Source organism: Paenibacillus tritici (assembly GCF_013204885.1).
Taxonomy (GTDB): domain Bacteria; phylum Bacillota; class Bacilli; order Paenibacillales; family Paenibacillaceae; genus Paenibacillus_AQ; species Paenibacillus_AQ tritici.
On the sequence record NZ_JABMKX010000008.1, the window covers coordinates 102455 to 126544 of the forward strand.

A 24090-nucleotide genomic window follows, 5' to 3' on the forward strand; every position below is an offset into this window, starting at 1 on the left:
CATATGAAAGGGGTTGGAGGTCTCGGTTACCGTAACCTGCAGATTCTCGACGATATTAAACGTGTGTATATTCGTTCTCGGGTAGTAATCCGACAAAATGCTGTTGTTCATGTAACACCCCGTATATTTGAGATCGTAATAAGATTCGTCTGGCCCAGTTCAAATGAGGCTTGATCTCGTTCATTTTGTTGTAATATTCGCTCTTGAACACTCCGCGGCTGCCATCGTTGCTGTCTACAATACTTAAGGCGTCCACATATTCCTCGTGCATCACGGTATACATCGCCTGGACGGGTCTGAGATGGGAGGGATGAATAATGGTTTTACCCACAATCCCGTTCTCCTTGTCCAAAATCACTTCCCGGATCAGCCCGTCCATTGAGCTGGAGATAAAATTATTGCGCATCTCGCGGCCATGCTTGCCATAGGTATCCTCGAAGGGGGTCTCACGAAGCTGCGGGCGGAGTACCCGGTGCCCTTTGCTGGCGAAGTATTCCCACACGGGTCCCGAGATGACATAACCCTCCTCCACACGGCCAAATACATTAATGATATCCGACATGCAGTCACGGATCGGCGTCAGGTCATAGATACTGATATCCGGGCTGCGCCGCAGTCCGAACAGGCTGGAGAAATCCGTCGCTCCAATCCGGACATTAAGCACATATTCGCGGTATTGCCCGAGCAGATCCCGGATCGCCAGCAGACTGTCCATCCGGCTCTCCCGGTAGATGATCGGAGCATTCTCCAGAATCGGCATCCCGTATAGCACCGGAGCCGAATAACTCCGCGTGTGATTGTAATCGGCAATGGCCTCGAAGTATTCTGTACCATTCTCTACGGAGAACTTGGGGAATACGAAGCCGGTCAGCATGGTTATTAAAGAGCCCAGCCGAAATATCAGCTCCCGCAGCTGCGCCGGGTTACGGACACGGATGAATAAAAGCGGAAGGCTGCCGTGCGGCTCCGGTTCATTCTCGGTATAAGCGGAGAGAAAGGCCAGATGCCTTACGACAGATTCTTCGGCATAATCCACTTCACCGTCACCTATGGCATCCTCCAAATCTATAATTACCGTAACGAGCCCCGAAGCTCTCAGCTTAATGATATCTTCAGCGACACTGGAGCGGGTGGCAGGCATATAAAGGGCAGCTCCGACGGCATAAGCCAGTAAATCCTTGCGGGTAGTATGATCAAATGAAACCGGCGGAACATGGAATAATGAAGACTCCTGTTCTTGCGTGAGGTAATCGAAATATCTCAAGGCCCTTCCCCCTTAATGATGTGCCAAGCACCTAACGAATAGCCATTTGCAAGCAAGCAGAACCAGCGATGCCGTCCTCTCGGGGACGGCATCCGGCTTGCTCAAGACCCAGGCAAAGGCCATGTTACAACATATAACGATTACCCGGAAGCACGCCGGAGTCCACCCTTCCCGTGAACTCCCCGCCTTCCTGTACAGCTATACCTATGAACTTATGAATCAGGTTTTTAGATGGTTCAGGCTTTGCGGTTTTCCTCTTTTTTGCGTTTGCTTGCGCTGTACAGAATAGTACCCGCAAACACCGCAATCAGAATCCCGAAGAAAATGACATGCGGCAATTCATAGCCGAAGGCTCCGGCAAGCATTTTACCGGCAATCAGTGCAATAAGCAGGAATGCCGTCTGTTCCAGTTCAGGATATCTGGCAATCAGCTTGAGGAACACCTGTGCCACTCCGCGCATCATCAGTACGCCGAGGATACCGCCCAGGAAGAGCACCCATACTTCACTGCTAAGACCGAATGCAGCTACCACGCTGTCAATACTGAAGGCAATATCCATTAATTCAACCAGGAGTACCGTCTTCCAGAATGAGGCGCCTTTATTCTTAATCTCCCCCTCTTCTCCGCCGCCCTTGAACAACCCTTTGTAGGCAATGTAGAAGAGATACAAGGCTCCAAGCACCTTAACCAGCGTGAACTTGACGAGATAGGTCCCCAGACCAATGGCCAGGAATCTGAATACGTAAGCACCGATAATACCGTAGAACAATGCCTTACGCTGCTGCTCCTTCGGCAGGTGCTTAACCATTACCGCCAGTACAAGCGCGTTATCAGCGGACAGCAGACCCTCCAGCAGAATCAGGCTTCCGATAATCCCCCAGCTTACAGGGTCGGAGAGCGTTCCTGCAATATCACTCCATGAGAAGAAATGCCCGTAATTCTCACCGATACTCCTAAAAAAATCACTGAACCAGTCCATTCCACTTGCGCCTCCGGTAAAATAAGATTATTTACTGCCCGCTACCCAGCGAAGCCCCCAGCCATAAGCCTCATCCATCTCCCTATGACCGCTGAAATATTGCACGAGCCGTTCAATACTGAAGGTCTCATTGTCCACATTCCGGATCAGCGCGATGGCGCACATGCCCTTACGGTTGTTATGCTCGTCCAGATTAACGATAATATCCGGTCCTCCATCCTGCTTCAGGGTAACCACTCCATCCGCCTCGGACCAATGGGTAACTCCTTTGTAAATAAAGGCAAACACCAAAATCCGCTCAATCTGTGCAACCTTACTTCCGTTTATACGCAGATTCTCGCCGGATGTTACGGAGCCGGTCCGGTCATCTCCATCGAGCATGATGTAAGGCTGCTGCTGCAGATTGCCGAACGCATTGCCGAGCGCCTGCACCACTCCCTTACTGCCGTCCTTCAGTTCATACAGACAGGCAAGATCCAGGTCCACCCCGCCCTTGTTACGGCTGAACAGCCCTCCGCCCTGCTTCTGGTTCCAGTTCAGGTTAATTAAGAGCTCACCAAGGCCGGAAGCGGATTTCTTCAGGTTGATGGAATCGCCCTTCTTCTTCAGCTCAATCTTCTTCAGATTGAGATTCAGTCCCGGCGGCGGCGTCTCCTGCTTAGGCGCAGGTGCTGGCGGGGGAGGAATCACAAGCGCCGGCCTGGAGGGCTCCACCCGGGGCGGCGGCACTTGAAGCGGCGTACGTTCCGGCGGCGGAGCCGCCTTCTCGGGCTGCTTCGCTGCGGAAGAGGGAGCAGGCTCGTCCTCCACTTCTATGCCATAGTTGCCGCACAGCGCCTTAAGTCCGCCTGAGAAGCCTGCAACAATCGCACTGAATTTCCATTCTTCACCGTATCTATATAATTCTCCAACCACAACAGCCGTTTCTACAGAGAACTGATTTCCGAGGTTACACCGCAGAATTTGCGACCCTGTCGCCTGATCCAGGACCCGGCATTCCGCCTCGCTCATTTGTCCGAACATTTGCTTGCGGTTCTCGCCATCATACAGGGTAAGCGTGAAGGCAATCTTCATGATATTGGCAGGAATCTTATCCAGCGAGACTTCAAACTGCTTCAGTCCTCCAGAAGCCGTACCCGGCACATCCTTATATCTGATATAAGGGGTGGACGGGTTATTATAGAAGATCAGATCATCGTCACTATTTACTTTGCCTTGCGCCCCAAGCAGGAAGGCAGAGGCATCAATATCCATGGAAGACGGGGCCTTCCACCCGATCTCTACAGTCACACTGCGGATTCCCGGGTTCCCTTTGGTCAGGTCGGCTTTCTGCCCTTTGACTACTTCTGTATTCATTCTTACGCCACCTTTATAAATGGATAAGAGCGCAAATTACTAGATTTTGTGTATAAAAAGGGCAGGATCGAATGATGATCCCGCCTTTGAAGCTCTTACTGTGCATCCAGTCCATAATTCTTGCATAAGGCGCTTAGCCCGCCGGCAAACCCGCTGCCGATCGCCTGGAACTTCCAGTCCGCCCCGTGGCGGTAGAATTCACAGAAGACAACGGCAGTCTCGGTGGAGAAGTCTTCACCAAGATCGAACCGCAGAATCTCGCGGTCACTCGAAGCATCGACCACACGGACGAAGGCGTTGGAGACTTGTCCGAAGTTCTGCGCCCGCGTCTCATAATCATAGATGGTAACTGTAATCCCGATACGCTGAATATTCGCCGGCACCAGGCTGAAGTCTACGAGGATCTGCTCATCGTCCCCGTCGCCTTCACCGGTACGGTTGTCGCCTGTATGGGTTACAGAGCCTGTACCGCCGCTTGGGTTGTTATAGAATACAAAGTCGTTTTCACCTTTGGCTTTGCCGTCCTCATGCAGCAGAAATGCAGAAGCATCGAGGTCGAAATCCTTGCCGCCGCTGTACTTGTTCGTATCCCAGCCCAGTCCTACAACTACCTTCGTCAGGCCCGGATTAGTTTTGGTAAGATCAATCCGCTGACCTTTGGAAAGACTGATCGTCACGTTCAAAAACCCTCTTTCCTGAAAAATTTAATTCATAGATCAAACTGGTCTTATTGCAGACCGTAATCGCGGGTCAGTCCGGAGAGACCGTCCTTGTAGCCGCTGCCGATCGCATTGAATTTCCACTCTGCGCCATTACGGTACAATTCGCCGACAACCACGCCGGTTTCAACGGAGAAGTCTTCACCCAGGTCAAAGCGGATCAGCTCTTCACTGTTCGCATCATTGACGATACGCACATAGGAGCGGGAGACTTGTCCGAAGTTCTGGCTTCTGGCTTCAGCTTCATAGATCGTAATAGTGAACGCAATTTTGTCAACATCCGCAGGGACATTCAGCAGGTCCACCTGAATCTGCTCATCGTCTCCGTCGCCTTCACCGGTACGGTTGTCGCCGGTGTGCACAACCGAAGCGTTCTCGTTCTGCTTGTTGTTGAAGAAGATGAAGTTGGTTTCTTTATCGACTTTACCGCTCGCATTGGTCAGGAACACGGATACGTCAAGGTCAAAGTCCTTGCCGCCATCGTATTTATTCGTATCCCATCCGAGGCCGACTGTGATTTTGGACAAGCCCGGGTTGGTTTTGGTCAGATCAATTTTTTGTCCCTTGGATAAGTTAATAGCCATGAATAGAGCCCTCTTTTCTCAAATTGGATTTAGAGATACCGTTCTGCCAGCTGATTGATATGCGCTGCGTGGGCGCCTTCACCGATGGCGGCGAATTTCCACTCCTCGCCATGACGGTACAGCTCACCGCAGATCAGTGCCGTGAAGCCGGTATAATTGTCTGTCAGATTAAATTTAACCAATTCTGCGTTGCCTGCCGCATTAATAATCCGGATATACGCAGATTTGATCATCCCGAAGTCCTGCTTGCGGTTCACAGCATCGTAGATGTTGACTACAACCAGAACCTTATGGACATCGGCAGGAATTGACTTCAGATTCACATTAATCTGCTCGTCGTCCCCGTCTCCCTCACCCGTCAGATTATCTCCCGAGTGAACCACGGAGTTGTTCGTATTCTGTTTGTTGTGAAAGCAGACAAGGTTCAGCTTATTGGTCAGCTTGCCGTTCTCGTTCAGCAGCAGCGCTGAGGCATCACAGTCCACGTTCGCCTGTTTCTTGACGCCAAAGAATCCTCTTGCCGGTTCGGCAGGGTCCCAGCCCAGTCCTACGATTACGTTAGACAGACCGGCATTTCCTTTGGTTAAGTCGATCTTTTGTCCTTTTACCAGATTGATTCCAGCCAACTTGAAGTACCTCCGTTTCCAAATAGAAGTTTGCGTATGGTGCTACATCAGTCATACGGCGATCCTTCGCCTAAGTTTCACCTATTTGGCAGCCGAATTCAGCCTGTGGTTACAGGCTGAATTCGCTAGGGCTAAGTGACAGCACGTTGCAGATATTCCGCACAACCGCTTTCTCATGCTCATCGAAGTCACCGTCAGCCGCACCAATCGCGGAGCATACGCCTACAATAACGCGGCCAATTTCCGGTTTGCTGCTGAATTTTGCAATCGCTTTGAGCGCTTCCTGCTTGCCGATTTCGGGCGAGAATTCGAAGTTGCTCACATAGAAATTGAACTGGGCGATGACATCTCTCATATCAAATACCTTCAGTTCATTGCTGAGATTCATGTATCCCGCCATCTTGTTCTTCTCGGACTCCTCAATCTTACCGTCAGCCGCCGCAACCAGTGCGCAGCCTGCCACTACAGCATTCATGAAGTCTTTATTTTTAAATTTCTTAACCTGTTCTGTCAGTCCGGCTTTTGTCGTATTCAGCCAATTTTTGAATGTGCTCATCGTATTCTCCTTCTATCATTCTGAATTATGACCAGCAGTAATAGTATGCCATTCTACTAAGCACCCTAACCTTGTCTGCCGGAAATATAAGGATAAATCATTATGCAGAACCTTCCCTAATCCTTATACTTTAAAAAAAGATATCCCAGAGCCTCCTCCCCGCCATCTCTGGCAGCTATTCATTCATGGTCCTAATGTCTAATTCTTACTCTTCTAATATAACCGATTAAATAACAATATTCTACTTTGGCCGAATCTCGCAGCACCTTGGACAGGAGCTCCCGCATACGTTCATGTGACGGACTTCCGAACAATTGCCCAGGCGGCCCCACTTCACGGGCGAGGCCCGTCTCATGTGCACCACTGAGATCATAGGCTCCATATTGGGCTACACCTTCCGTTCGATATAATTAAGCAGCTTGCTGAGGGAGTAGGTCAGGATGAAATAGATCAGCGCAGCGGTCAGATATGGCTCCCAAATCCGCAGATACTGGCCTTTCATGGTGTTGCTCCAGTACATAATCTCCGGTGCGGCAATCAGCGCCAGCAGCGAGGAATCCTTCACAAGAACGATGAATTCATTCCCGAACGCCGGAACCATCCGCTTGATGGCCTGGGGCAGGATAATGAAGCGCATCGCCTGTAGCCGGGGCCTATTATTTTTCCAAAAAAATAGCCGGAATGCCCCGGGAAATCTCTCCCGGCAGCATTCCGGCTGCTAGTGATTGCAATTGGTCAATTGTTAGAAGGTCAGATCACCGTCATAGGAAGCAATCATCCGGTACAGCTCTGGACGGCGGTCACGGAAAATCCCCCATTCAATCCGCCCTACCTCAAGGGCATCGAGGTCAAATTCGCTAACCAGCACCGTCTGCTCCTCACGCCCGGCTTCCACAATCTTGTTGCCCTGCGGTCCGGCAATGAACGAAGAACCGTAGAAGTTAATGCTGGAATCCTCGTCAATCTCCTTGCCGATCCGGTTGGAGGCTACGACAGGGATCAGGTTAGCGGCCGCATGTCCGAGCATACAGGTCTGCCAGTGATCCTTGGAATCAATCGAGCCATCCTGCGGTTCCGAGCCAATGGCTGTCGGATAGAACAGAATTTCTGCACCCATCAGGCTCATCACCCGGGCAGCTTCCGGATACCATTGGTCCCAGCATACGCCGACTCCGATTTTGGCATAACGGGTATTCCACACCTTGAAGCCGGTATCGCCCGGGTTGAAGTAGAACTTCTCCTCGTAGCCGGGACCGTCAGGAATATGACTCTTGCGGTACTTGCCCATCACGGTTCCGTCGGCATCAATTACAGCCAGCGAGTTGTAGCGCGCATAATTCTTTTTCTCATAAAAGCTGATCGGCAGCACTACCGCAAGCTCCTTGGCTATCGCCTTGAAGTGGTTCACCGCCTTGTTCTGCTCCAGCTCGGTGGCATAGGCGTAATAATCAGACTTCTCCTTCTGGCAGAAGTAAGGTGTCTCGAACAGCTCCTGCAACAGAATAATCTGCGCGCCTTGGGCTGCCGCTTCTCTCACCAGTGTCTCGGCCTTGCGGATATTCTCATCAATGTCGCCGGAACAGCTCATTTGCGTTGCGGCTACTTTTACTTGTCTCATGGTTGTTCCTCCTTATTACGAACTTAAGATTCGATCTTGGGCGTGTGTAACTGCGGTTCTAATTCACCGCTGGCATCTGCTGGGTGGTGCAGTGGACGTTCCCGCCTTCACCGATCACGGCCATTCCGTCTACCGTGCGGATTCTGCGATCCGGGAACAGCCCGGCCAGAGTCTCTTCGGCAAGCTTGTCCGTCTCAGCCGCCGTACCGCCGAAGACGGGCAGGATAATACCGCCGTTCACGAAATAGAAATTCAGATAACTCAGGGTCAGGCGGTTGTCCTCATAATCTACACGGGGCGGCTGCTGAATACGGATAATCTCCAGCTTCCGGCCCTTGGCATCGACAGCCTGCTCCAGAATGCGCAGGTTCTCTTCCGAAATCGCATAGTTCTCATCCTGCGGGTCCTCGCAGACCTGGATAATCACCTTCCCCGGAGCAGCAAAGCAGGCAATGTTATCGACATGCCCGTCCGTCTCGTCACCGCTGAGGCCGCGCTTCAGCCAGATGATCGACTCAGTCCCGGTATATTGCTTGACATAACCGGCAATCTCTTCACGGTTCAGCCCAGGATTGCGGTTCGTGTTCAGCAGACATTCTTCAGTGGTCAGCAGCGTGCCTTCACCGTCGGTATGAATGGAGCCGCCCTCCATCACCAGCGGAGCATCGAAGACGCTGACATCCATATGCTTCAGGATCTGCGGAGCTACCTCATCATCGAGATCCCAAGGCGAGTATTTGCCGCCCCAGGCATTGAATTTCCAGTTCACCCCGGCTAGCTTGCCTTCGGGACCGGCAACAAAGGTGGGGCCATTATCACGCAGCCAGGCATCGTTATGCCGGATCGGGAGCAGCGTCACATTGCTTCCAAGCGCCAGCTTCTCAACCGCTTCCTTATCATCAGGATTGACGATAACAGTCACCGGCTCGAATTCCGCAATCGCCCGGATAATCCCGGCATAACCTGCACTTACTGCGGCATGATTGTCCGGATGTACCATGGAGTCCTGCACCGGCCAGGAAATGAAGGTCCGTTCATGCTTCGCCCACTCTGCCGGCATTGTATAGTTTAAATCTCGTGGATACATCATTTGGTTGGTTACCTCTGCTGTTTATATTTGAAGCCGGGCAGACACCTCAAGCTCCTCACCCATCATACAATAATATGCCGGGGTGCTCAATTGCAGAGAGCAATAATCCCTCTGGAAATATCCAGAGGGATTACAATCAGAGGAACTGAGTTGGGCGGCAATTCTACAGGCGGATCTGCTTGATGATGTTGCCGCCGAAATCCTTGATGCGGAACTCACCGTTCTCCAGAATGCCGTAGGAGTTCGGGTGGTTGTCTTTGGGCAGGGCGATTGATCCGGGGTTAAGCACATAAATGCCCTCCTTCAGATCCGCCACCGGTACATGCGTATGCCCCTGGATGAACACATCCTGCGGGGATAACGCCGGCAAGTGGTCGATGCTGAACCCATGCCCGTGCGTAGCATAGATCTTGCGGCCCTCATGCAGAATCAGCACGTAGTCGCCCATCATCGGGAACTGCAACAGCATCTGATCTACCTCGGCATCACAATTCCCTCTCACAGCAACCAGGGATTTGCCATAAGCATTCAGCATGTCGGCGACTCCTTGAGGATTATACCCCTCCGGCAGCGGGTTTCTCGGCCCGTGATACAGGAAGTCCCCCAGAATCACCAGCGTGTGCGGCTGTTCCTCCTCCGCCTTCGCCAGAGCCTGTTCCAGCCAGTATAAGGACCCGTGAATATCGGAAATAAACATCAGTTTCATCTTCATACTTCCTCTCTGCTTCATGCCCGAAATACAACATTCCGTTCATAATTCTGCCCCTAATCCAAAATTGTTGCATAAAAGACAGCTTCTCATCCCCTCCAAGCGGATTCACGGGACAAATTCCTGCATTCTGTGCAACTTTCCCCTAGACTCCCGGGCGTCGTTGAACCAAAGCTGCATTATATGCAGCAATCGAATGCTGCCGACCTGCATCCATTGTAAATGCCTCAGCAGGCTTAACGCAAAGCAAGACGCCCTGGCGGGCGTCCGGCTGTTATCCTCACTTACGCAGCAGGCTCAGGGCAGATTGGACGAGCCCATCAGGAAGCGGTCCACTTCACGGGCCGCCTGGCGGCCTTCGTCAATCGCCCAGACCACAAGGCTCTGGCCGCGCCGCATGTCACCGGCGGTGAAGACACCTTCCACATTCGTTGCCTGCGCACCGAATTCAGCCTTGACGTTGGAGCGCTCATCGCGCTCTACGCCGAGCTGTCCCGGCACCGTATCTTCCGGTCCGGTGAAGCCCAGGGCCAGCAGCACCAGCTGGGCCCGGATAACCTCTTCACTGCCCGGCACCTCTACTGGTACCATCCGCCCGTCTTCCGTGCGCTTCCATTCAATGCGAACGGTATGCAGCTCCTGCACCTGTCCGCCGGCGTCGCCGACGAAGCGCTTGGTATTGACCAGATAGCGGCGCGGATCTTCTTCATACAGAGAAGCCGCCTCCTGCTGTCCGTAGTCCACCTTCAGCACCTTCGGCCACTCCGGCCAAGGGTTGCCCGGCTGACGGGTGAGCGGAGAGCGCGGCATAATCTCAAGCTGAATGACGCTGCGGCAGCCATGGCGGATAGAAGTGGCTACACAGTCCGTCCCCGTGTCTCCGCCGCCGATCACGACAACATCCTTGCCTGCCGCCGACAGATATTCCCCGTCAGAGAGCCCGGAATCCAGCAGACTCTTCGTGTTCAGCGTCAGGAACTCCATCGCCTGATGGATGCCGCGCAGCTCCCGGCCTTCTAGCGGAAGCTCCCGCGCCTTGGTAGATCCGCCACAGAGCACCACCGCATCATGCTCCTCCTGAAGCCGGGCTGCAGAAATATCTCTTCCGATCTCGGTCCGGGTGACGAAGGTAATTCCTTCTGCCGCCAGCAGATCCACCCGGCGCTGCACCTTCTTCTTATCCAGCTTCATATTCGGGATACCGTAGGTCAGCAGACCGCCAATCCGGTCAGCCCGCTCATACACTGTTACACTGTGTCCTGCCTTGTTCAACTGGGCAGCGCAGGCAAGCCCGGCAGGGCCGGAGCCTACGACGGCCACCTTTTTGCCCGTACGGGTAAGCGGCGGCTCCGGTACGATCCAGCCTTCAGCAAAACCTCTATCTACAATCGCCTTCTCAATAGACTTAATCGTTACCGGATCACCAGTCTTCCCCACGGTACAAGCACCTTCACAGGGCGCAGGGCAGACGCGTCCCGTGAATTCGGGGAAGTTATTCGTCTTATGCAGGCGCTTCAGCGCTACCTGCCAGTTGCCGCGGTATACCATGTCATTCCATTCCGGAATGAGGTTATGCAGCGGACAGCCGCTGGCCATCCCGGACAGCAGACGGCCCACATGGCAGAACGGTGTTCCGCAATCCATGCAGCGGGCCCCCTGCTCCCGCAGCTGTTCTTCCTCCATGGGAACCGAGAATTCATTCCAGTTCTTAATCCGCTCCATAGGCTCACATTCAGCAGGCGTCCGCCGCTGATATTCGATAAATCCGGTTGTTTTACCCATCCCTGTCATCCTCCGAGTCTCTCTGATTGGCCGCCGATCCTGTGTCTAGCGGCATTCATGCCCACATCCGGCTTCAAAAAGAGGCATACTCTTCAGTCACCGGCCGTTATTCTGTCACTGTAAAGCAGCGAAGCAAGAGGCTGCAACGGGGGTTGATATTACCCCGGTACAGACTCTTGCACGGCTCAAATAAGGGGAATAAATGCCTTCATATTACCACCTATCCGCTAAGCGCGAACATGAGCAATGTCACCTTTTACAGCACCCTTTTACAGCAGGCGGTTCAGAGACCGGAATTCAGGCGGCATCCTTCTTCTTGAGCAGATTGTAGGCGGAGCTGAACACCCCGAACAGGATTCCCGTCACAGGGAACACAATCCAGTTAATATGCCACATATTGAACACAAGCCCGCTGACCAGAAAACCGCAGGTGACCAGCGGCCAGACAATCGAGGCAACCGCGCCGATTACCCGGTCCTCCTCCCCCTCCTTCTTGGCTGTACTGAAATCTCCGGTCTTCAGCAGCATCTGGTAGGCCCCCCGGATATTCCCGTAATAGACAAAGAGGAAGACAGATACAGCCACCACAGCAAGCAGGACTACAACCCCATATGAGGAAGCGTCATCCCCGAAGGCAGAAGCCACAAAAACAGCAATTGGCGACAGGACGATCAGGCAAACTCCCATAATGAGGGATAGTGTGTACGTTGCAGCAAATCCAGACTGCCTATGCTGAATCTCTGCTTCCAGATGGTGGGGCAGGTTAAAGCCGGACTCCATATATTTGAACCTCTCCAGCTTCAATCCGCTGTAGATGAACATCGCAATGGCAGGAACCAGCAGAATCAAGAAGAAGATGATTCCCATCACGCTCATGGCATCCTCTGAGAGCACAGAGCGCATAAACCCGTTCTCGGCCAAACTTGTAATCAGAATGAGCAGGCCGGCGCCAACCATGATCAGTCCCACGCCCAGCCCGATGAGCAGGCCGGATCTTTTTTTGGCAGCAATGAATTCGTCTGTCTCAAGCTCCGTAAGCTCGGGAAGCATCGCAACCTTCTCTTCCTGATGGATCTCCCCGATCCCCAGCTCACTGACCAGCTCATCAATGTTGCCGAATTCGGAAATAACGATGCCTACCGCCTCATTCTCCGACTTCCCGTCATGCTTCAGTTCATAATATTTCTCCTCCATGTTGCCGAGCAGCTCCTGCTTCAGCTTGTGCATCTGTTCCGTTCTGGGCAGGGAAGCGAACATATTGTTCAAATATCCTATGATTGTATCCAAGTTTCTCACAGCTCCTTTATGAATTTGTTAATGACTTCCTGGGTGACTTGCCACTCCTCGCATTTGGTACGGTAATAAGCCAGGCCCTGGGGAGTGATGCGGTAGTAGGTGCGTCTTTTGCCGAACGTCTCATCCAGATAAAAGGAATCAATATATCCGTTCTTCTCCAGCCGGGTGAATGCGGAATAGAGTGTGGTCTCCTTCATAATGTATTTCTCTTCCGAGAGCTTCCGTATATTCTTGGAGATCTCGTAGCCGTACGATTCCCCGTCCAGAAGCATGTAGAGGATCATCGTATCGTTGTATCCCCGGATAACGTCACTGCTGATCAATTGCCTGCCTCCTATACTTCATCTGTCGTAGTAATTAGGTTCATTGTAGCATAATTACTACGACAGATGAAGTAGTTTTTTTCTCTTTATATTTTGTTATTTTCAGCACGCCAAAAACAGACTGCCGGGGCAGCCTGCTTCTGCGGTACAATGTATTCTTTTAGATCACTGCCAGTACAATCATTCCAATTCCGTCAGCCGATAAAATACCGCCCGTAAGCCCGCCGATATGCTCTTCGCCGAACAAAATGCTCCATTCGCCCAGCTCAGGCAGACTTAGGCTGACCCCTTGCGGGTTGGCATTGTACAGCACGTACAAATGCTGCGCGGAATCCCCGCCGGCATGATCACGGAGCGTGTAAGCCACCGAGTGCGCCGGAGCCTCCTCGAAGACCAGCCGGTCACGGATCTCCTCGGCAGTCCGCAGCCGGAAGGCCGGATGGGCAGCGCGCAGCGCGATCAGCCGCTTCATGTAATCAACAGATTCCGCGTGGGCGGCGCAGCGTTCCCAGTCCAGCCAATTATATTCCACCGGTGATTTGAAACTGTTCTCAAGCCCGCCCTTAGTTCTGAGGAACTCCTGCCCGGCATGGATGAAGGGAATCCCCTGACTCGTCAGGACCATAGCCGAGGCCAGATGGTGCATAGCCCGCCGCTGCTCTTCCTCCACTCCTGGTGTGGACAGAAGCAGTTTATCCCACAGCGTATGATTGTCATGACATTCCACGAAGTTAACACATTGCTCCGGCTCCTGTGCATATTGCCCCAAGCCCGGCCCGTAGTAGATGGCTCCGGCAATCCCCGCCTTCACATTCCGCTCGAAGCCGATGCCGCCGCTGATGAAGCCCTTCTGGTCATGCAGGAATATATTGCCCTTCACCGCATCCCGGAAGCCGTCATTGAAGTGTCCGATGCCCGGCAGCTCATTGGCATGGCGCTGGTTGGCCCGAAGATCCTCCGCCAGCGCCGTATCCATCACCCACCCTTCACCGATGGTGATCAGGGAGGGGTCCAGCTCATCCAGACGGCGGCGGATTTCGTTCATGGTGCCGGTATCAAGAAGCCCCATGAGATCGAAACGGAAGCCGTCGATATGATATTCCTTGGCCCAGTACAGCACAGACTCCACAATGAAGCGGGACATCATCTTCCGCTCGGAGGCGACATCGTTCCCGCAGCCGGAGCCGTTAGATAACCGGCCATCCTTGGTATAACGCAGATAATATCCGGGAACCAGCTTGGCGAAGTTCACGCGGAACCCGTCATAGACATGGTTATAGACAACATCCATGATGACTCTCAGGCCGCGGTCATGCAGGGCCTGTATCATCGTCTTCAGCTCACGTATCCGCAGGCCCGGAACATATGGATCTGAGGCATAGGAGCCTTCAAGAGCATTATAGTTCTTGGGATCATATCCCCAGTTATAATGCGGCTCATCCAGGCGGGTCTCATCCACGCTCTCTGTGGCATAATCATAGACAGGCATCAGCTGCACATGGGTTACGCCCAGCGAGGCAATATGATCCAGGCCGGTGGCAATCCCTCCCGGACCACGGGTTCCCGCCTCTGCAAGACCCAGGTATTGTCCCTTATGGGTAATTCCACTGGCAGGATGAACCGATAAGTCACGCAGATGAAGCTCATAGATCACCGCATCCACTGGGTCATGGAGCGGCGGTTTGTCCGGCGTCCAGCGCTCCGGATCAGTCTTGCGCAGATCAAGAATGGCACCTCTGTCCCCGTTTACACCGACAGCACGGGCGTAAGGGTCCACCGCTTCATTCCATAGATCACCGATACGCACACTATAGGTATAGAACATCCCGTCCAGATCACCCGGAACGTTGATTCTCCAGGTTCCCCTAACGTCGCGGATCATCGGGATTCGCCGGCCCGCCGCGTCCTGCCAAGACTTATAAAGTATTAGTTCTGCTTCCTGGGCAGTTGGGGCCCACAAACAAAACGCAGAGCCGGTTGCCGAATAGCTCAGCCCCAGATCACCTCCGTCATAGCTGAACAGCTCGTCGAAATTCCGGTCAAAGACGGATATTCCGCTGGTAGCCGCCGGGTCCCCGTAATCAATCGGTTCCTTCATTTCTTTCTGTACAGACAAGGCAGACCGCCTCCTTTACCTTTAACTAAATATACGGCACAACTCCTGGTATTTATACAATACTTCTTCTCTCCATATGAAATTTTATCCTAATCTTCTCTTTAGTGCAAACGTTTGAACTCAACCGCACCAGGATGCCGAAAAGCAGAAAGAGGACGGTACCTGCTCTGCCCGCCCTGTCCGCTTTGTAACCCTGGCACCCCTGTTGCTTATGGTTGTCTGCCAATGTGCCGCCGGGCTTACGGGACTTCCTGGATTCCCGGCAGGTCCAGCGAGACCATCGTAAGTATGCTTGTATTCGCTGTATACGAAATCTGCCGTTCTCGGCCCGGGGTATATGCGCCGCCCGGATGCCGCACCCCGTTGTCATGGACAACGAGCGTACAGGAGCCGTCCGCCTGATCCTCATAACCGATTCCCAGCACCCAATGATAATCATAGACATAGCTTCCCCGCCAGCGGAAGCTGAACCACTTATCGAATTTGAGGGCTACAGGCCGCGCAGCATCAATCTCGGCTCTGTAACGCCCGATATCGTTGAATACAGATACCTTAACCCGTCTGTTGCGGTCCTCTCCAGGAGGAGCCGCTTGACGGATATACGCCCGGAGGCCTCTGACAAGGCTGCGTACGCTCATTCCCCAGGGCGTGCCGCCATGATGGGTATAGATGTAGTTGATATGCGCGGCCTTGGAGCCAAAATGACGGAACCCCGGAACAAACACCCTGCCCTTATGCGAGTGCCAATATTCCAAAAGAGCGGCCATGGTTGCCGGACCGCAGGCAGAGGAAGGCGCAGCGACCCCCGTCTCCCACTGGGTATACGCCTCTGCCTTGAGCCGCGGCCCGGAAGGCTTCCGGCTCATAGCAGCCTCCTAATGTTCTGAATAGAGCGCCCATCCAAGTGTTCCATTATATACGGCCTCCTTCATCTGGGGCCCCGCGCTGCTGCAGACCCTCTGCTGTTCTTCGCTTGTCGTTCTACTCTCACAGTATACGCTAAGACAGGCACGGAATGAAACGGAGAGCCTCCCTTGCACAGAGACAGTTAAAATTGTAAATATTGACTAATCTAGAATTTGTCCCTATATTAAAAGTTAAATACATATTCATGACTCGTTACGCTGGAAGCACCCGTAACAGAGGCCTGTTGGCCTCTGCTGCGGGTGCTTCTTTGTGTTTCGGGGACATGGACAACAAACGGAGGAATGAAATGAACAAGTTGTACAAGACTGGCTGCCTGTTGCTGCTGTGCCTGATCATTGCCCTGACGTCCCCTGCCGGTTCTGCTTCTGCATCGGCAACGGTGATCACCTCATCTGTCCAGGCTTCTTTTGACCTGACGGCGGCAACGGCGGACAGTACTGTCCGTGCCCGGCTGAAGAGCCAGTTCAGTGAACTAACCGCCCTGTCTGCCCAATATGACAGCCGGGAAGTGCAGATCCGGACTCTTCACGATCAGAATGCAGAGGCGCTGAATGCAGTCCGGGAGTCCATCAAGAACATTGATCTGGCTTCCGTGACACGGCAGAGCGCAGCCGTCGCCAGTGCCAAGGAACGTTATCAGCCGCTGTTCGATCAATACAGCGCGCTCAACAAGCGGATCTCCCTGCTCAAAGGCTTGAAGGACAAGACGCTGAACTCCGTCCTGAAGGCGCAGTCTGAGGCCATGAAGCTGCTTGTCCAAATAGCCCGCCAGGAGATACGCGACAAGGAGGCACTGCTCAAGGCCGCGAAGGATACCCGCACCCGCCGGATGGCCGCAGCACGCAAGACCCTGGCAGGCATTGACAGACCGCAGAGCGCCATCAAGTCGCAGAAAAGCGCAGTCTCTGCGCTGAACAAGCGGCTTACCGCAGACTGGAGTGATTTCAAATCGGCAATCCGCAAGCAGAATCCAGCCCTGGCCGGGCAATCCTTATCCTCTATGGTCTCCGGGTACAGGCAGATTGCAGCCGGTAAGCTGAAGATTATAGAGTATGAGCAGGCTGTCGCCGGAGTCATTGCCACCACTCTTAAGCAGACCAGGAGCTAGAGTGACAGACGGCTCTCTGCGGCTTCAGTGTCTTCCGCAGGCATGAACGCATATGTTAGGTTAAGGACATCACCTATTATGCAGCGGGAGGGGAGATCCACAATGCGTATCTGCCTTATTGCACCGGAACAGTTCGCGGTTCCAGGGAACGGCTCTGTGGAGATTTGCATCTGGAATATCGCGCGGAGACTGGCCCGGAGACATAAGGTAACCATTGTGAGCCGGAGAGCCCCCGGACTCCCTGACACAGCCGAGACCGAGCAGGTAAGGTTCATCCGGCTGCCTTCCGGCACCCCTTCCCGGTACCGCAGCTCCGTCCTCGGATATCTGGAAGCCGCCGAGCCGTATGATCTTATTCAGATTGATAACCGGCCGCTGCTGCTGGCTGCCGTGAAGCGGCAGCACCCCGGCACTCCGGTGCTGGCGTTCCTCCATTCTCTGACGTTCGTGCCCGCTAGGCCCGAAATTGCCCGCAGCCTTGCCCTGGCAGACGCGGTCGCAGCCAACAGCCGCTCCTTACAGCAGCGGCTAACCCGCCGCTTCCCCGGCATCCGCAGCAAGCTCAGCGTTGTTCCTCTGGGAGCGGACCTGTCGCGCTTCATCCCTGTGTCATCACAGGAGAAGACACGCCTCCGAACGCTGTACGGTCTGCCCCCCGGCTTCACGGTCCTGTTCGTGGGCCGGGTCATTCCGCGCAAGGGAGTGAATGTGCTGATCCGGGCCATGCGCCGCCTGAAGCAGCATATGCCTGCCCGGCTGCTGATCGCAGGCAGGGGGCAGCCGCCGTATCTGCGGCAGCTGAAGTCACTCGCCCGGCGGCTGGGCGTCCAGGTGATCTTCCTCGGCAATATCCCGCACGAGGAGATTCACAGTCTATACCAGGCAGCCGACTGCTTCATCTGTCCCTCCCAGCGCCATGAAGCCTTCGGGCTGGTCAATGTGGAGGCCATGGCCTCCGGCCTGCCGGTCATCGCCTCCAGCAACGGCGGAATCCGGGAGATTATTGATTCGGGCCGTAACGGGTACCTGGTGAAGCAATACAGGGACCCTGCTCCTTTTGCCAGGCTCATGCTGCAGATCGGCCGTAATCCGGCCCTTGCCGCAAGCATCGGACTTCAGGGTAGAAACGATGCTCTGCAGATGTACGAATGGCAGCATACCGTTGAATTGCTGGAGAATATCTACCTTAAGCTGGTTCCTTCACAATAATCAGAGGAGGCTGTCTGTACAGCGCCTCTGAATTGCCATTATTGGCGATAGATCAAATGAAAGAGGCAGCAAAGCGCCCACACCGGTGCCATCTTCTCGGATGGCCCGGGGGAACGCCTTGCTGCCTCTGCCCTATCTATGTTATTCCATGGTCAGATCAACTGGATCACTGTAAGTACAAGCCCTACCACAAAGCCGCATACGGCCCCGTTAACACGAATCCATTGCAGATCCTTGCCGACCTTCTCCTCCAGCATATTCACCAGAGAGGCATCATCCATCTGATCCAGGTTCTCCTTGACCAGCTGCCCGATCCGGTAATGATTCGCTTCTACGAAGGAGATCAGCGTACCGCGAATCCGCTCCTCAGAAGTCTGAATCCACTCCTGCTCCCGGCCGATCCGCCGGACCAGCATGGCATACAGCCTGAACAGCTTGCGGCCGCCCCGTGCCCGGTCTTCATCCAGCAGCGAGACCGCCTTACCGCGCAGCCCTTCGAGCTGCTGAAGAAGAAATGTGGCGGCAGCCTCCCCTTGAAGCTCGTTCAGCGCCCAGATTCTCAGCGATTCGATCCGTTCTTCGTCGCTTAACAGCTGGAACAGAGCCACCCGGATCTCCCGGATAACCTCCTCACGGTAAGGGCTATCCTCTTCCTTGAAGTCACGGATGGTCGATTGCACCATACCCTGGAGCATTTCACCCAGCATGTCGGCATCCACGAACCCCACAAAAGCCTGGAAAGCCATCCCCTTCAGCCCGCCAAGCTTCACCTCGGCCAGCTTCTCGCTGGCGATCTTGCCCAGCATCGCCCGTGTCTCCGGGCGCCCGCTCCAGGAGGAGATCCCCTCCAGCGCGAAATCAAGAGCGGCAATGTCCTTGCCGTCATTCATCAGACTGGTAGCAATGGAATCTGCAGCTACGCCAAGCTTGGCTTCACGCAGATAGGCTGCGGCCGCCGATTGAAGATACGGAACCGCATTCTCCACCGGAAGCCGCAGCACGAATCCCTTAAGCTGCTCCAGCATTTCCATGCGCGCTTTTCTTCTGGAGAAGAAGCGTGTCAGCACGGTGGCGCCTATGGAGATTATGTTGATTTTGCGCAGCTTATTCTCAATGCTCTCCTTATTCAGCAGCTCATTCTCCATGGCAGAGATCAGGGACTGGATCAGCTTATCCCGGTTCTTCAGCAGCAGTGAGGTATGCGGAATTCTCAGACCCAGCGGATGACGGAACAAGGCTGTTACGGCAAACCAGTCGGCGATTCCTCCGACGAGCCCTGCCTCAAAGCCACCTCTCAGCAGTATAACCGCCAGATTCTCCGGCAGAAACAAGGTGAACAGGAATCCGCAGGCCATAATCGCAAGAGATATTGTAGCTAAATTTCTGGATTTCATAAGTATATTATCCCCCTTACCTAACGACCCCAAGCCGCCTTCGCCCGGAAATCGTCCATATCGCATTCAGCAGGAGCCCCCCAGGTTACCAGGTTGCAGGCCTGCCTTTTATTGTACCACGCGAATACTCTTTTCTGAAAATCCCGCACACTGCCTGCCAGCAATCAGTCTGTCCTGAAAGGCTGCTAACGAATACTTTGATTTTTAATTTTCAGATAAATAATGATAAAATACAGGCAAAGCTCTCACACCCTTGAAGGGGTACCTACAATAAATAGACAGGACAGGAGATATACAATTATGCTTATTGCACTGGATATGGACGGGACACTGCTAAACGGGGAGGGGGAAATCAGTAAGGAGAACAAAGAGGCCATTCTTCACGCACAGAGCCTGGGACATATCGTGATTATCGCTACAGGCCGGTCCTACATGGATGCTGAGCGGCAACTGCGGCTGGCTGATCTGGAGTGTCCCGTGGTGAGTCTTAACGGTGCTGTTGTCACCTTGTCTGACCGGAGCGTGGCGGCAAGCACTCCGCTGAACAAACAGGATATTATTCCCGCGCTGCGCTGGATGAACGAAATACCTGAATTGTATTATGAGGTGTACACAGAGGATAACGTGTATGTAGAGCTGGATAAGCGGGTACAGCTGGAGAAGCTGGCTTCCCTTAAGGAGGATGAGGTGCCGGAGGAGCTGGGCTGGCTGCTTCAAGCGATGATCGACCAGCAATTCCAGCAGGCGGCGGTAACCTATGTGGAGAATATGGAGGAAATCTGGAGCAAGGAGGAGAATCTGATCTACAAAACCCTGGTATTCTCCCTGAACCGTGAACTGCTGAAAGAAGCCTCTACGCGGTTCGCCGCCATTCCCGGACTGATTATTACCGCATCGCATGTCAATAATATTGAGATCAATCATACGGATGCGAATAAAGGCGCCGGGGTAAGCCTGCTGGCTGCCCGTTATGGCATTCCTGCGGCGCAAGTGGCCGTTATGGGCGACAGCTACAATGATCTGCCTATGTTTGAGATGGCGGGGTACAAGATTGCCATGGAGAATGCCGCACCCGTTCTTAAGCAAACTGCCGACTTCATTACGTCAAGCAATACAGAGAATGGTGTAGCAGCGGGACTGCGGCATCTTCTGAATAAGGGGTGAACAGCCTTCTTGGTGAAGGCTGCTCTTCTTAGCGGCGGTTGGTTCCTGAGCGCCGGAAGCAGCACAATGATATAGCACCCAGGTTGATTGCAAGATATAGCATGAGCGTGAGCCGCTCGGCTGTGGATAATTCCATCAGAACAGGAATAAACATGATATCCCTCCAGACCTCACTTATATTTGTACAGCTGCTAGAATCAGCTAATCCTTGTCCAATATATTAATCTTAGCTGTCAAAAATTGGACTATATGAAAAATGGCGTTATTTTTTGCTTAGGAGGAATCACCTATGGACCTATACCCCGGGATTGCCCGGCTGTATGACAACCGGCTGCTGCGCACTGAGCTGGAATGCGAGCAGTTCGATCAGGCGCTGGAGAGTCTGGCCGGTGATACGGAGGATGCCGTCATTCACCAGATCTTCAAGGTATTCGATGATGATACCGAGCAGGAAGAAATGATGTTCAGCCTGGTTCATTTTGTAGAGAGTGTCCAGATGGAGATGTACCTGACCCAATTGCTGGAGTCGCTGCCGGAGATGCTGGAGCATGCCCGCAACTGGGCGATTGTGCTGAATCAACGAATTCTGCAGGATGACAGCTACCGCAAGGATTATGCAGAGATCGCAGTACGTATGCCGCCAAGAATCCGTCAATGCCTGGCCTTCCTGCTGGAGGAGATCAAGGAAGATCAGCCCCGGCTGTACGAGCGCAAGGTGAATTACATTCTGGCCAGACTGAAATGATCCGGGATATACTGGTCAAATTGACTCAAGGAGCAAATGAAGGTGAACTCAATGAACAAGCTCATATTTCATAATATCCCGCTGGGGGCCAGCGGTGAGAATATACCGCAGGCGAAGGTAGCCTCCGCCCGGACAAGCCGGGAGACCGTACAGCCGGGGGACAGCGACGCGGCTTATTTCCGCAGGCTGGAGGAAGGCGGCATTCTGCTGAACCCGCCGCAGATCGCAGCGGTGCGGCATCATCTCGGACCGCTGCTGACGCTGGCTGGAGCAGGCTCCGGCAAAACCTCGGTGCTGATCTGCAGAACCGGGTATTTGCTGTCTGTGCGCGGCATCGCCCCCGGCCGCCTGCTGCTGCTGACCTTCTCCAGCAAGGCAGCAGCAGAGATGCGTGAGCGGATCGCCCTGCTGCCCGGGGTGCACGAGGGGGATGCCGCGCGCCTGCAGGCGCGCACATTCCACTCGTTCTTTCTATATTTCCTGCGGCGGCAGGGGCTGCGGCAGGAGATTTTTCACGAGACCCGCCGCCAGCACATTCTGCTGAAGCAGATTATGCGTGAGCTTGGACTGCCCAAGGATGCCTATCCCCCGGAGAATCTGCTCACGCTGCTCTCCGCCTGCAAGATGAATATGGGCCTGCCGGAGCATCTGCCGGAGGCTACCGAGGAGGAGAAGGAAGTGAAGGCCATTCTCGCGCGGTATGAGCAGTGGAAGGCCGACCATTTCAAAATCGACTTCGACGATGTGCTGCTGATCGCCTACCGGATGCTCCGGGAACAGCCGGGGCTGCTGCGGGAGTTGCAGCAGCAGTATCAGTACGTCATGGTCGATGAGTTCCAGGATACGAACGCGCTGCAATATGAGCTGGTGAAGATGATTGCACATCCGCAGGATAATCTGATGGTGGTCGGTGACGATGACCAGACAATCTACTCCTTCAACGGCGCTCGCAGCGAGTTCATCCTGGAGTTCGAGAAGCTGTATCCGCAGGCAAAGGTGATTACCCTGGATATTAACTACCGTTCCGGTCCGGCGATCATCGGCCTCGGCAACGGAATTATCCGCCATAATTCACGGCGCCGGACCAAGACGCTGCAAGCGGCCCGCAGCACCGGCAAGCCGCCCCGTTATCTGCGTCCGCTAACGGCGGATGACGAAGCCGGGCAGATTGTCGAGCATATAGAGCGTGAAATTGAGAGCGGAGCCAGGGAATACCGGGATTTCGCCCTGTTATACCGCGCTACCAGCAGCAACCGGGCAATCCTGGAGCTGCTGCTGCTGCGCGATATCCCATATATAGATTATGGCGAAGGCCAGCTGCTCTACGAGCATTGGCTGATCTCCCCGGTGCTGGATCACCTGCGCCTGTCGGTCAACCGCCGGGACTTCGCCGCCATGGAGAATATTCTGCCGACCCTTTATATAAGCCGCGACAAGGGAATGGACCATATCCGGCGCATGGAGGCCGTGCAGGCGAAGCAAGGCCCGCTGATCCATCTGCTGTCGATGCCGGGCATGGAGGATTTCAAAGGCGTTAAGCTGCGCGAGCGGCTGGACCTGATCCGCGGCCTGCGCGAGCTGACGCCGGTGCAGGCAATCCGGCAGATCCGCACCGTCTTCTATGATTACTTCATCGAAGGCAGCGAGCGGCATCAGGCCACCCTGCACCGCGAGACGCTGAAGGAGATGCTGGACGAGCTTGAGGCATCGGCGGAGCGGTTCGGCACGATTCCGCTGTTCCTCGAGTTCATCAGCAACGTGACGGAGCGCAATGAGCTGAACCGGCAGCCGGGCCTGAAGGAGCAGGGCAACCGGGTTGCGCTCATGACCATCCACAAATCCAAAGGGCTGGAGTTCCCCGTGGTCTTTCTGATTGGAGCCTCCGAGGGCATTCTTCCGCACAGCTCCGCCTTGGAGGAGGCCCGCCCCAAGGACCGTAAGCCAGGGAAGGCTTCGGTAACGGTGATCAGCACAGCTTCGGCCAGAGCCGCAGCCGAAGCGGGCATCGCGCTGCTAGAGGAGGAACGCAGACTCGCCTATGTTGCCGTTACCCGGGCCAAGGAGGAGCTGTTCATCAGCTCGCCTGCAAGGCACCGGGGCAAGAAGGCCGAGGTCTCGCGCTTCATGCTCTCAGCCTTCCGTTCGGCCGTTCAGCCGCAAGCGCCTGCTCCGGCCACTGGAGGCAGACCCCCTAGCGTGCGCAGCAGCTATACTACGGGTTCCAGCCCGGGTTCGGCCGCAGCGAGAACGCAGACCGTCCCGGTCTGGACATGTACCGGCAAGGCCTGCCCGGGCTGGACCCGGATGAAGGCAGGCGGGGCTGAGGATCATCTGGCCTCGAAGCCCTGCCCGCTCTGCAAGTCCCCGATGGAGAAAAGCACCCGGGAAGTCCCTGTATAACTGGCCTTTCGCTGCTACAGCGGAATCTCCAGTCTGATAGACAACACAAATAACCCCTTGCAGCACAGAACAGCGGACTCATGCACCCATGAGTTCCCCGCTGATCCTGCTGAAAGGGGTTATT

Annotated in this window: 21 protein-coding genes and 1 pseudogene; 5 read left to right on the plus strand and 17 right to left on the minus strand. The window is 54.3% G+C overall.

Going from position 1 to position 24090, the window contains the following annotated elements:
* Nucleotides 1–55: 55 nt before the first annotated feature.
* The 16 genes and pseudogenes from HQN87_RS15660 to HQN87_RS15735 form a co-directional block, all read right to left on the minus strand.
* Nucleotides 56–1264 carry an HpcH/HpaI aldolase/citrate lyase family protein gene (locus HQN87_RS15660; protein ID WP_173135078.1) on the minus strand — a complete coding sequence of 403 codons (1209 nt, stop codon included), beginning with the start codon at nucleotides 1262–1264 and terminating at the stop codon, nucleotides 56–58.
* Between the two features lie 236 nt (nucleotides 1265–1500).
* The gene (locus HQN87_RS15665) at nucleotides 1501–2244 is read right to left on the minus strand and encodes a TerC family protein (RefSeq protein WP_173135081.1); all 744 of its coding nucleotides are present in this window, start codon (nucleotides 2242–2244) and stop codon (nucleotides 1501–1503) included.
* Nucleotides 2245–2271: 27 nt separating this feature from the next.
* The gene (locus HQN87_RS15670) at nucleotides 2272–3600 is read right to left on the minus strand and encodes a TerD family protein (RefSeq protein ID WP_173135084.1); all 1329 of its coding nucleotides are present in this window, start codon (nucleotides 3598–3600) and stop codon (nucleotides 2272–2274) included.
* Between the two features lie 95 nt (nucleotides 3601–3695).
* A complete protein-coding gene (locus HQN87_RS15675; RefSeq protein WP_173135087.1) occupies nucleotides 3696–4277 on the minus strand; it encodes a TerD family protein in 582 nt (193 codons plus the stop codon).
* Between the two features lie 50 nt (nucleotides 4278–4327).
* Nucleotides 4328–4903: a TerD family protein gene (locus HQN87_RS15680; protein ID WP_173135090.1), complete on the minus strand. Its 576-nt coding sequence runs from the start codon at nucleotides 4901–4903 to the stop codon at nucleotides 4328–4330.
* Nucleotides 4904–4932: 29 nt separating this feature from the next.
* Nucleotides 4933–5529 (minus strand): TerD family protein, encoded by a 597-nt coding sequence (locus tag HQN87_RS15685; protein WP_173135093.1) that lies wholly within the window; start codon nucleotides 5527–5529, stop codon nucleotides 4933–4935.
* A 109-nt stretch (nucleotides 5530–5638) separates the two neighbouring features.
* Entirely contained in the window at nucleotides 5639–6085 is a 447-nt protein-coding gene (locus HQN87_RS15690) for a tellurite resistance TerB family protein (RefSeq protein WP_173135096.1), read from the minus strand.
* A 388-nt stretch (nucleotides 6086–6473) separates the two neighbouring features.
* Nucleotides 6474–6728, minus strand: a pseudogene (locus HQN87_RS15695) (ABC transporter permease subunit); the annotation flags it as partial.
* Nucleotides 6729–6827: 99 nt separating this feature from the next.
* The gene (gene aguB / locus HQN87_RS15700) at nucleotides 6828–7703 is read right to left on the minus strand and encodes an N-carbamoylputrescine amidase (protein ID WP_173135099.1); all 876 of its coding nucleotides are present in this window, start codon (nucleotides 7701–7703) and stop codon (nucleotides 6828–6830) included.
* A gap of 58 nt (nucleotides 7704–7761) precedes the next feature.
* The gene (locus tag HQN87_RS15705; protein ID WP_173135757.1) at nucleotides 7762–8790 is read right to left on the minus strand and encodes an agmatine deiminase family protein; all 1029 of its coding nucleotides are present in this window, start codon (nucleotides 8788–8790) and stop codon (nucleotides 7762–7764) included.
* A gap of 166 nt (nucleotides 8791–8956) precedes the next feature.
* Nucleotides 8957–9499, minus strand: a complete 543-nt coding sequence (gene yfcE / locus HQN87_RS15710; RefSeq protein ID WP_173135103.1) for a phosphodiesterase — start codon at nucleotides 9497–9499, stop codon at nucleotides 8957–8959.
* A gap of 300 nt (nucleotides 9500–9799) precedes the next feature.
* Nucleotides 9800–11284, minus strand: a complete 1485-nt coding sequence (locus tag HQN87_RS15715; RefSeq protein WP_173135106.1) for a glutamate synthase subunit beta — start codon at nucleotides 11282–11284, stop codon at nucleotides 9800–9802.
* Nucleotides 11285–11581: 297 nt separating this feature from the next.
* Nucleotides 11582–12571, minus strand: coding sequence for a permease prefix domain 1-containing protein (locus HQN87_RS15720; RefSeq protein WP_173135109.1), 990 nt, complete (start codon nucleotides 12569–12571; stop codon nucleotides 11582–11584).
* A 5-nt stretch (nucleotides 12572–12576) separates the two neighbouring features.
* Nucleotides 12577–12903, minus strand: a complete 327-nt coding sequence (locus tag HQN87_RS15725) for a PadR family transcriptional regulator (RefSeq protein WP_076243519.1) — start codon at nucleotides 12901–12903, stop codon at nucleotides 12577–12579.
* Between the two features lie 160 nt (nucleotides 12904–13063).
* Nucleotides 13064–15019, minus strand: a complete 1956-nt coding sequence (pulA, locus tag HQN87_RS15730; protein ID WP_173135112.1) for a type I pullulanase — start codon at nucleotides 15017–15019, stop codon at nucleotides 13064–13066.
* 239 nt (nucleotides 15020–15258) lie between these two features.
* Nucleotides 15259–15885: a C39 family peptidase gene (locus HQN87_RS15735; protein WP_173135115.1), complete on the minus strand. Its 627-nt coding sequence runs from the start codon at nucleotides 15883–15885 to the stop codon at nucleotides 15259–15261.
* Between the two features lie 347 nt (nucleotides 15886–16232).
* Here HQN87_RS15735 and HQN87_RS15740 point away from each other — a divergent pair, with 347 nt between their 5' ends.
* Together HQN87_RS15740 and HQN87_RS15745 are read left to right on the plus strand one after the other, a co-directional pair.
* Nucleotides 16233–17054, plus strand: coding sequence for a hypothetical protein (locus HQN87_RS15740; RefSeq protein WP_173135119.1), 822 nt, complete (start codon nucleotides 16233–16235; stop codon nucleotides 17052–17054).
* 102 nt (nucleotides 17055–17156) lie between these two features.
* On the plus strand, nucleotides 17157–18263 hold the full coding sequence (locus HQN87_RS15745) for a glycosyltransferase family 4 protein (RefSeq protein ID WP_173135123.1): 1107 nt from the start codon (nucleotides 17157–17159) through the stop codon (nucleotides 18261–18263).
* Nucleotides 18264–18415: 152 nt separating this feature from the next.
* On the opposite strand, the gene HQN87_RS15750 is transcribed toward HQN87_RS15745, so the two are convergent.
* Nucleotides 18416–19657: a DUF445 domain-containing protein gene (locus HQN87_RS15750; protein WP_173135126.1), complete on the minus strand. Its 1242-nt coding sequence runs from the start codon at nucleotides 19655–19657 to the stop codon at nucleotides 18416–18418.
* A 300-nt stretch (nucleotides 19658–19957) separates the two neighbouring features.
* On the opposite strand from HQN87_RS15750, the gene HQN87_RS15755 reads away from it, so the two are divergent.
* From HQN87_RS15755 to HQN87_RS15765, 3 genes are all read left to right on the plus strand, one after another.
* Nucleotides 19958–20821 carry a Cof-type HAD-IIB family hydrolase gene (locus HQN87_RS15755; protein ID WP_173135130.1) on the plus strand — a complete coding sequence of 288 codons (864 nt, stop codon included), beginning with the start codon at nucleotides 19958–19960 and terminating at the stop codon, nucleotides 20819–20821.
* A gap of 289 nt (nucleotides 20822–21110) precedes the next feature.
* Nucleotides 21111–21566 carry an Imm30 family immunity protein gene (locus tag HQN87_RS15760; protein ID WP_173135133.1) on the plus strand — a complete coding sequence of 152 codons (456 nt, stop codon included), beginning with the start codon at nucleotides 21111–21113 and terminating at the stop codon, nucleotides 21564–21566.
* A gap of 51 nt (nucleotides 21567–21617) precedes the next feature.
* Complete coding sequence (locus HQN87_RS15765) at nucleotides 21618–23966, plus strand: ATP-dependent helicase (protein WP_173135136.1); 2349 nt, start codon at nucleotides 21618–21620, stop codon at nucleotides 23964–23966.
* Nucleotides 23967–24090: the final 124 nt, after the last annotated feature.

Excerpts from the sequence above, each read along its gene's own strand:
- HQN87_RS15665 (WP_173135081.1), bottom strand. The coding sequence starts at position 2,244 with ATGGACTGGTTCAGTGATTTTTTTAGGAGTATCGGTGAGAATTACGGG.
- HQN87_RS15670 (WP_173135084.1), bottom strand. The coding sequence starts at position 3,600 with ATGAATACAGAAGTAGTCAAAGGGCAGAAAGCCGACCTGACCAAAGGG.
- HQN87_RS15680 (WP_173135090.1), bottom strand. The coding sequence starts at position 4,903 with ATGGCTATTAACTTATCCAAGGGACAAAAAATTGATCTGACCAAAACC.
- HQN87_RS15690 (WP_173135096.1), bottom strand. The coding sequence starts at position 6,085 with ATGAGCACATTCAAAAATTGGCTGAATACGACAAAAGCCGGACTGACA.
- aguB (WP_173135099.1), bottom strand. The coding sequence starts at position 7,703 with ATGAGACAAGTAAAAGTAGCCGCAACGCAAATGAGCTGTTCCGGCGAC.
- HQN87_RS15705 (WP_173135757.1), bottom strand. The coding sequence starts at position 8,790 with ATGTATCCACGAGATTTAAACTATACAATGCCGGCAGAGTGGGCGAAG.
- yfcE (WP_173135103.1), bottom strand. The coding sequence starts at position 9,499 with ATGAAACTGATGTTTATTTCCGATATTCACGGGTCCTTATACTGGCTG.
- HQN87_RS15715 (WP_173135106.1), bottom strand. The coding sequence starts at position 11,284 with ATGGGTAAAACAACCGGATTTATCGAATATCAGCGGCGGACGCCTGCT.
- HQN87_RS15735 (WP_173135115.1), bottom strand. The coding sequence starts at position 15,885 with ATGAGCCGGAAGCCTTCCGGGCCGCGGCTCAAGGCAGAGGCGTATACC.
- HQN87_RS15740 (WP_173135119.1), top strand. The coding sequence starts at position 16,233 with ATGAACAAGTTGTACAAGACTGGCTGCCTGTTGCTGCTGTGCCTGATC.
- HQN87_RS15745 (WP_173135123.1), top strand. The coding sequence starts at position 17,157 with ATGCGTATCTGCCTTATTGCACCGGAACAGTTCGCGGTTCCAGGGAAC.
- HQN87_RS15750 (WP_173135126.1), bottom strand. The coding sequence starts at position 19,657 with ATGAAATCCAGAAATTTAGCTACAATATCTCTTGCGATTATGGCCTGC.
- HQN87_RS15755 (WP_173135130.1), top strand. The coding sequence starts at position 19,958 with ATGCTTATTGCACTGGATATGGACGGGACACTGCTAAACGGGGAGGGG.
- HQN87_RS15760 (WP_173135133.1), top strand. The coding sequence starts at position 21,111 with ATGGACCTATACCCCGGGATTGCCCGGCTGTATGACAACCGGCTGCTG.
- HQN87_RS15765 (WP_173135136.1), top strand. The coding sequence starts at position 21,618 with ATGAACAAGCTCATATTTCATAATATCCCGCTGGGGGCCAGCGGTGAG.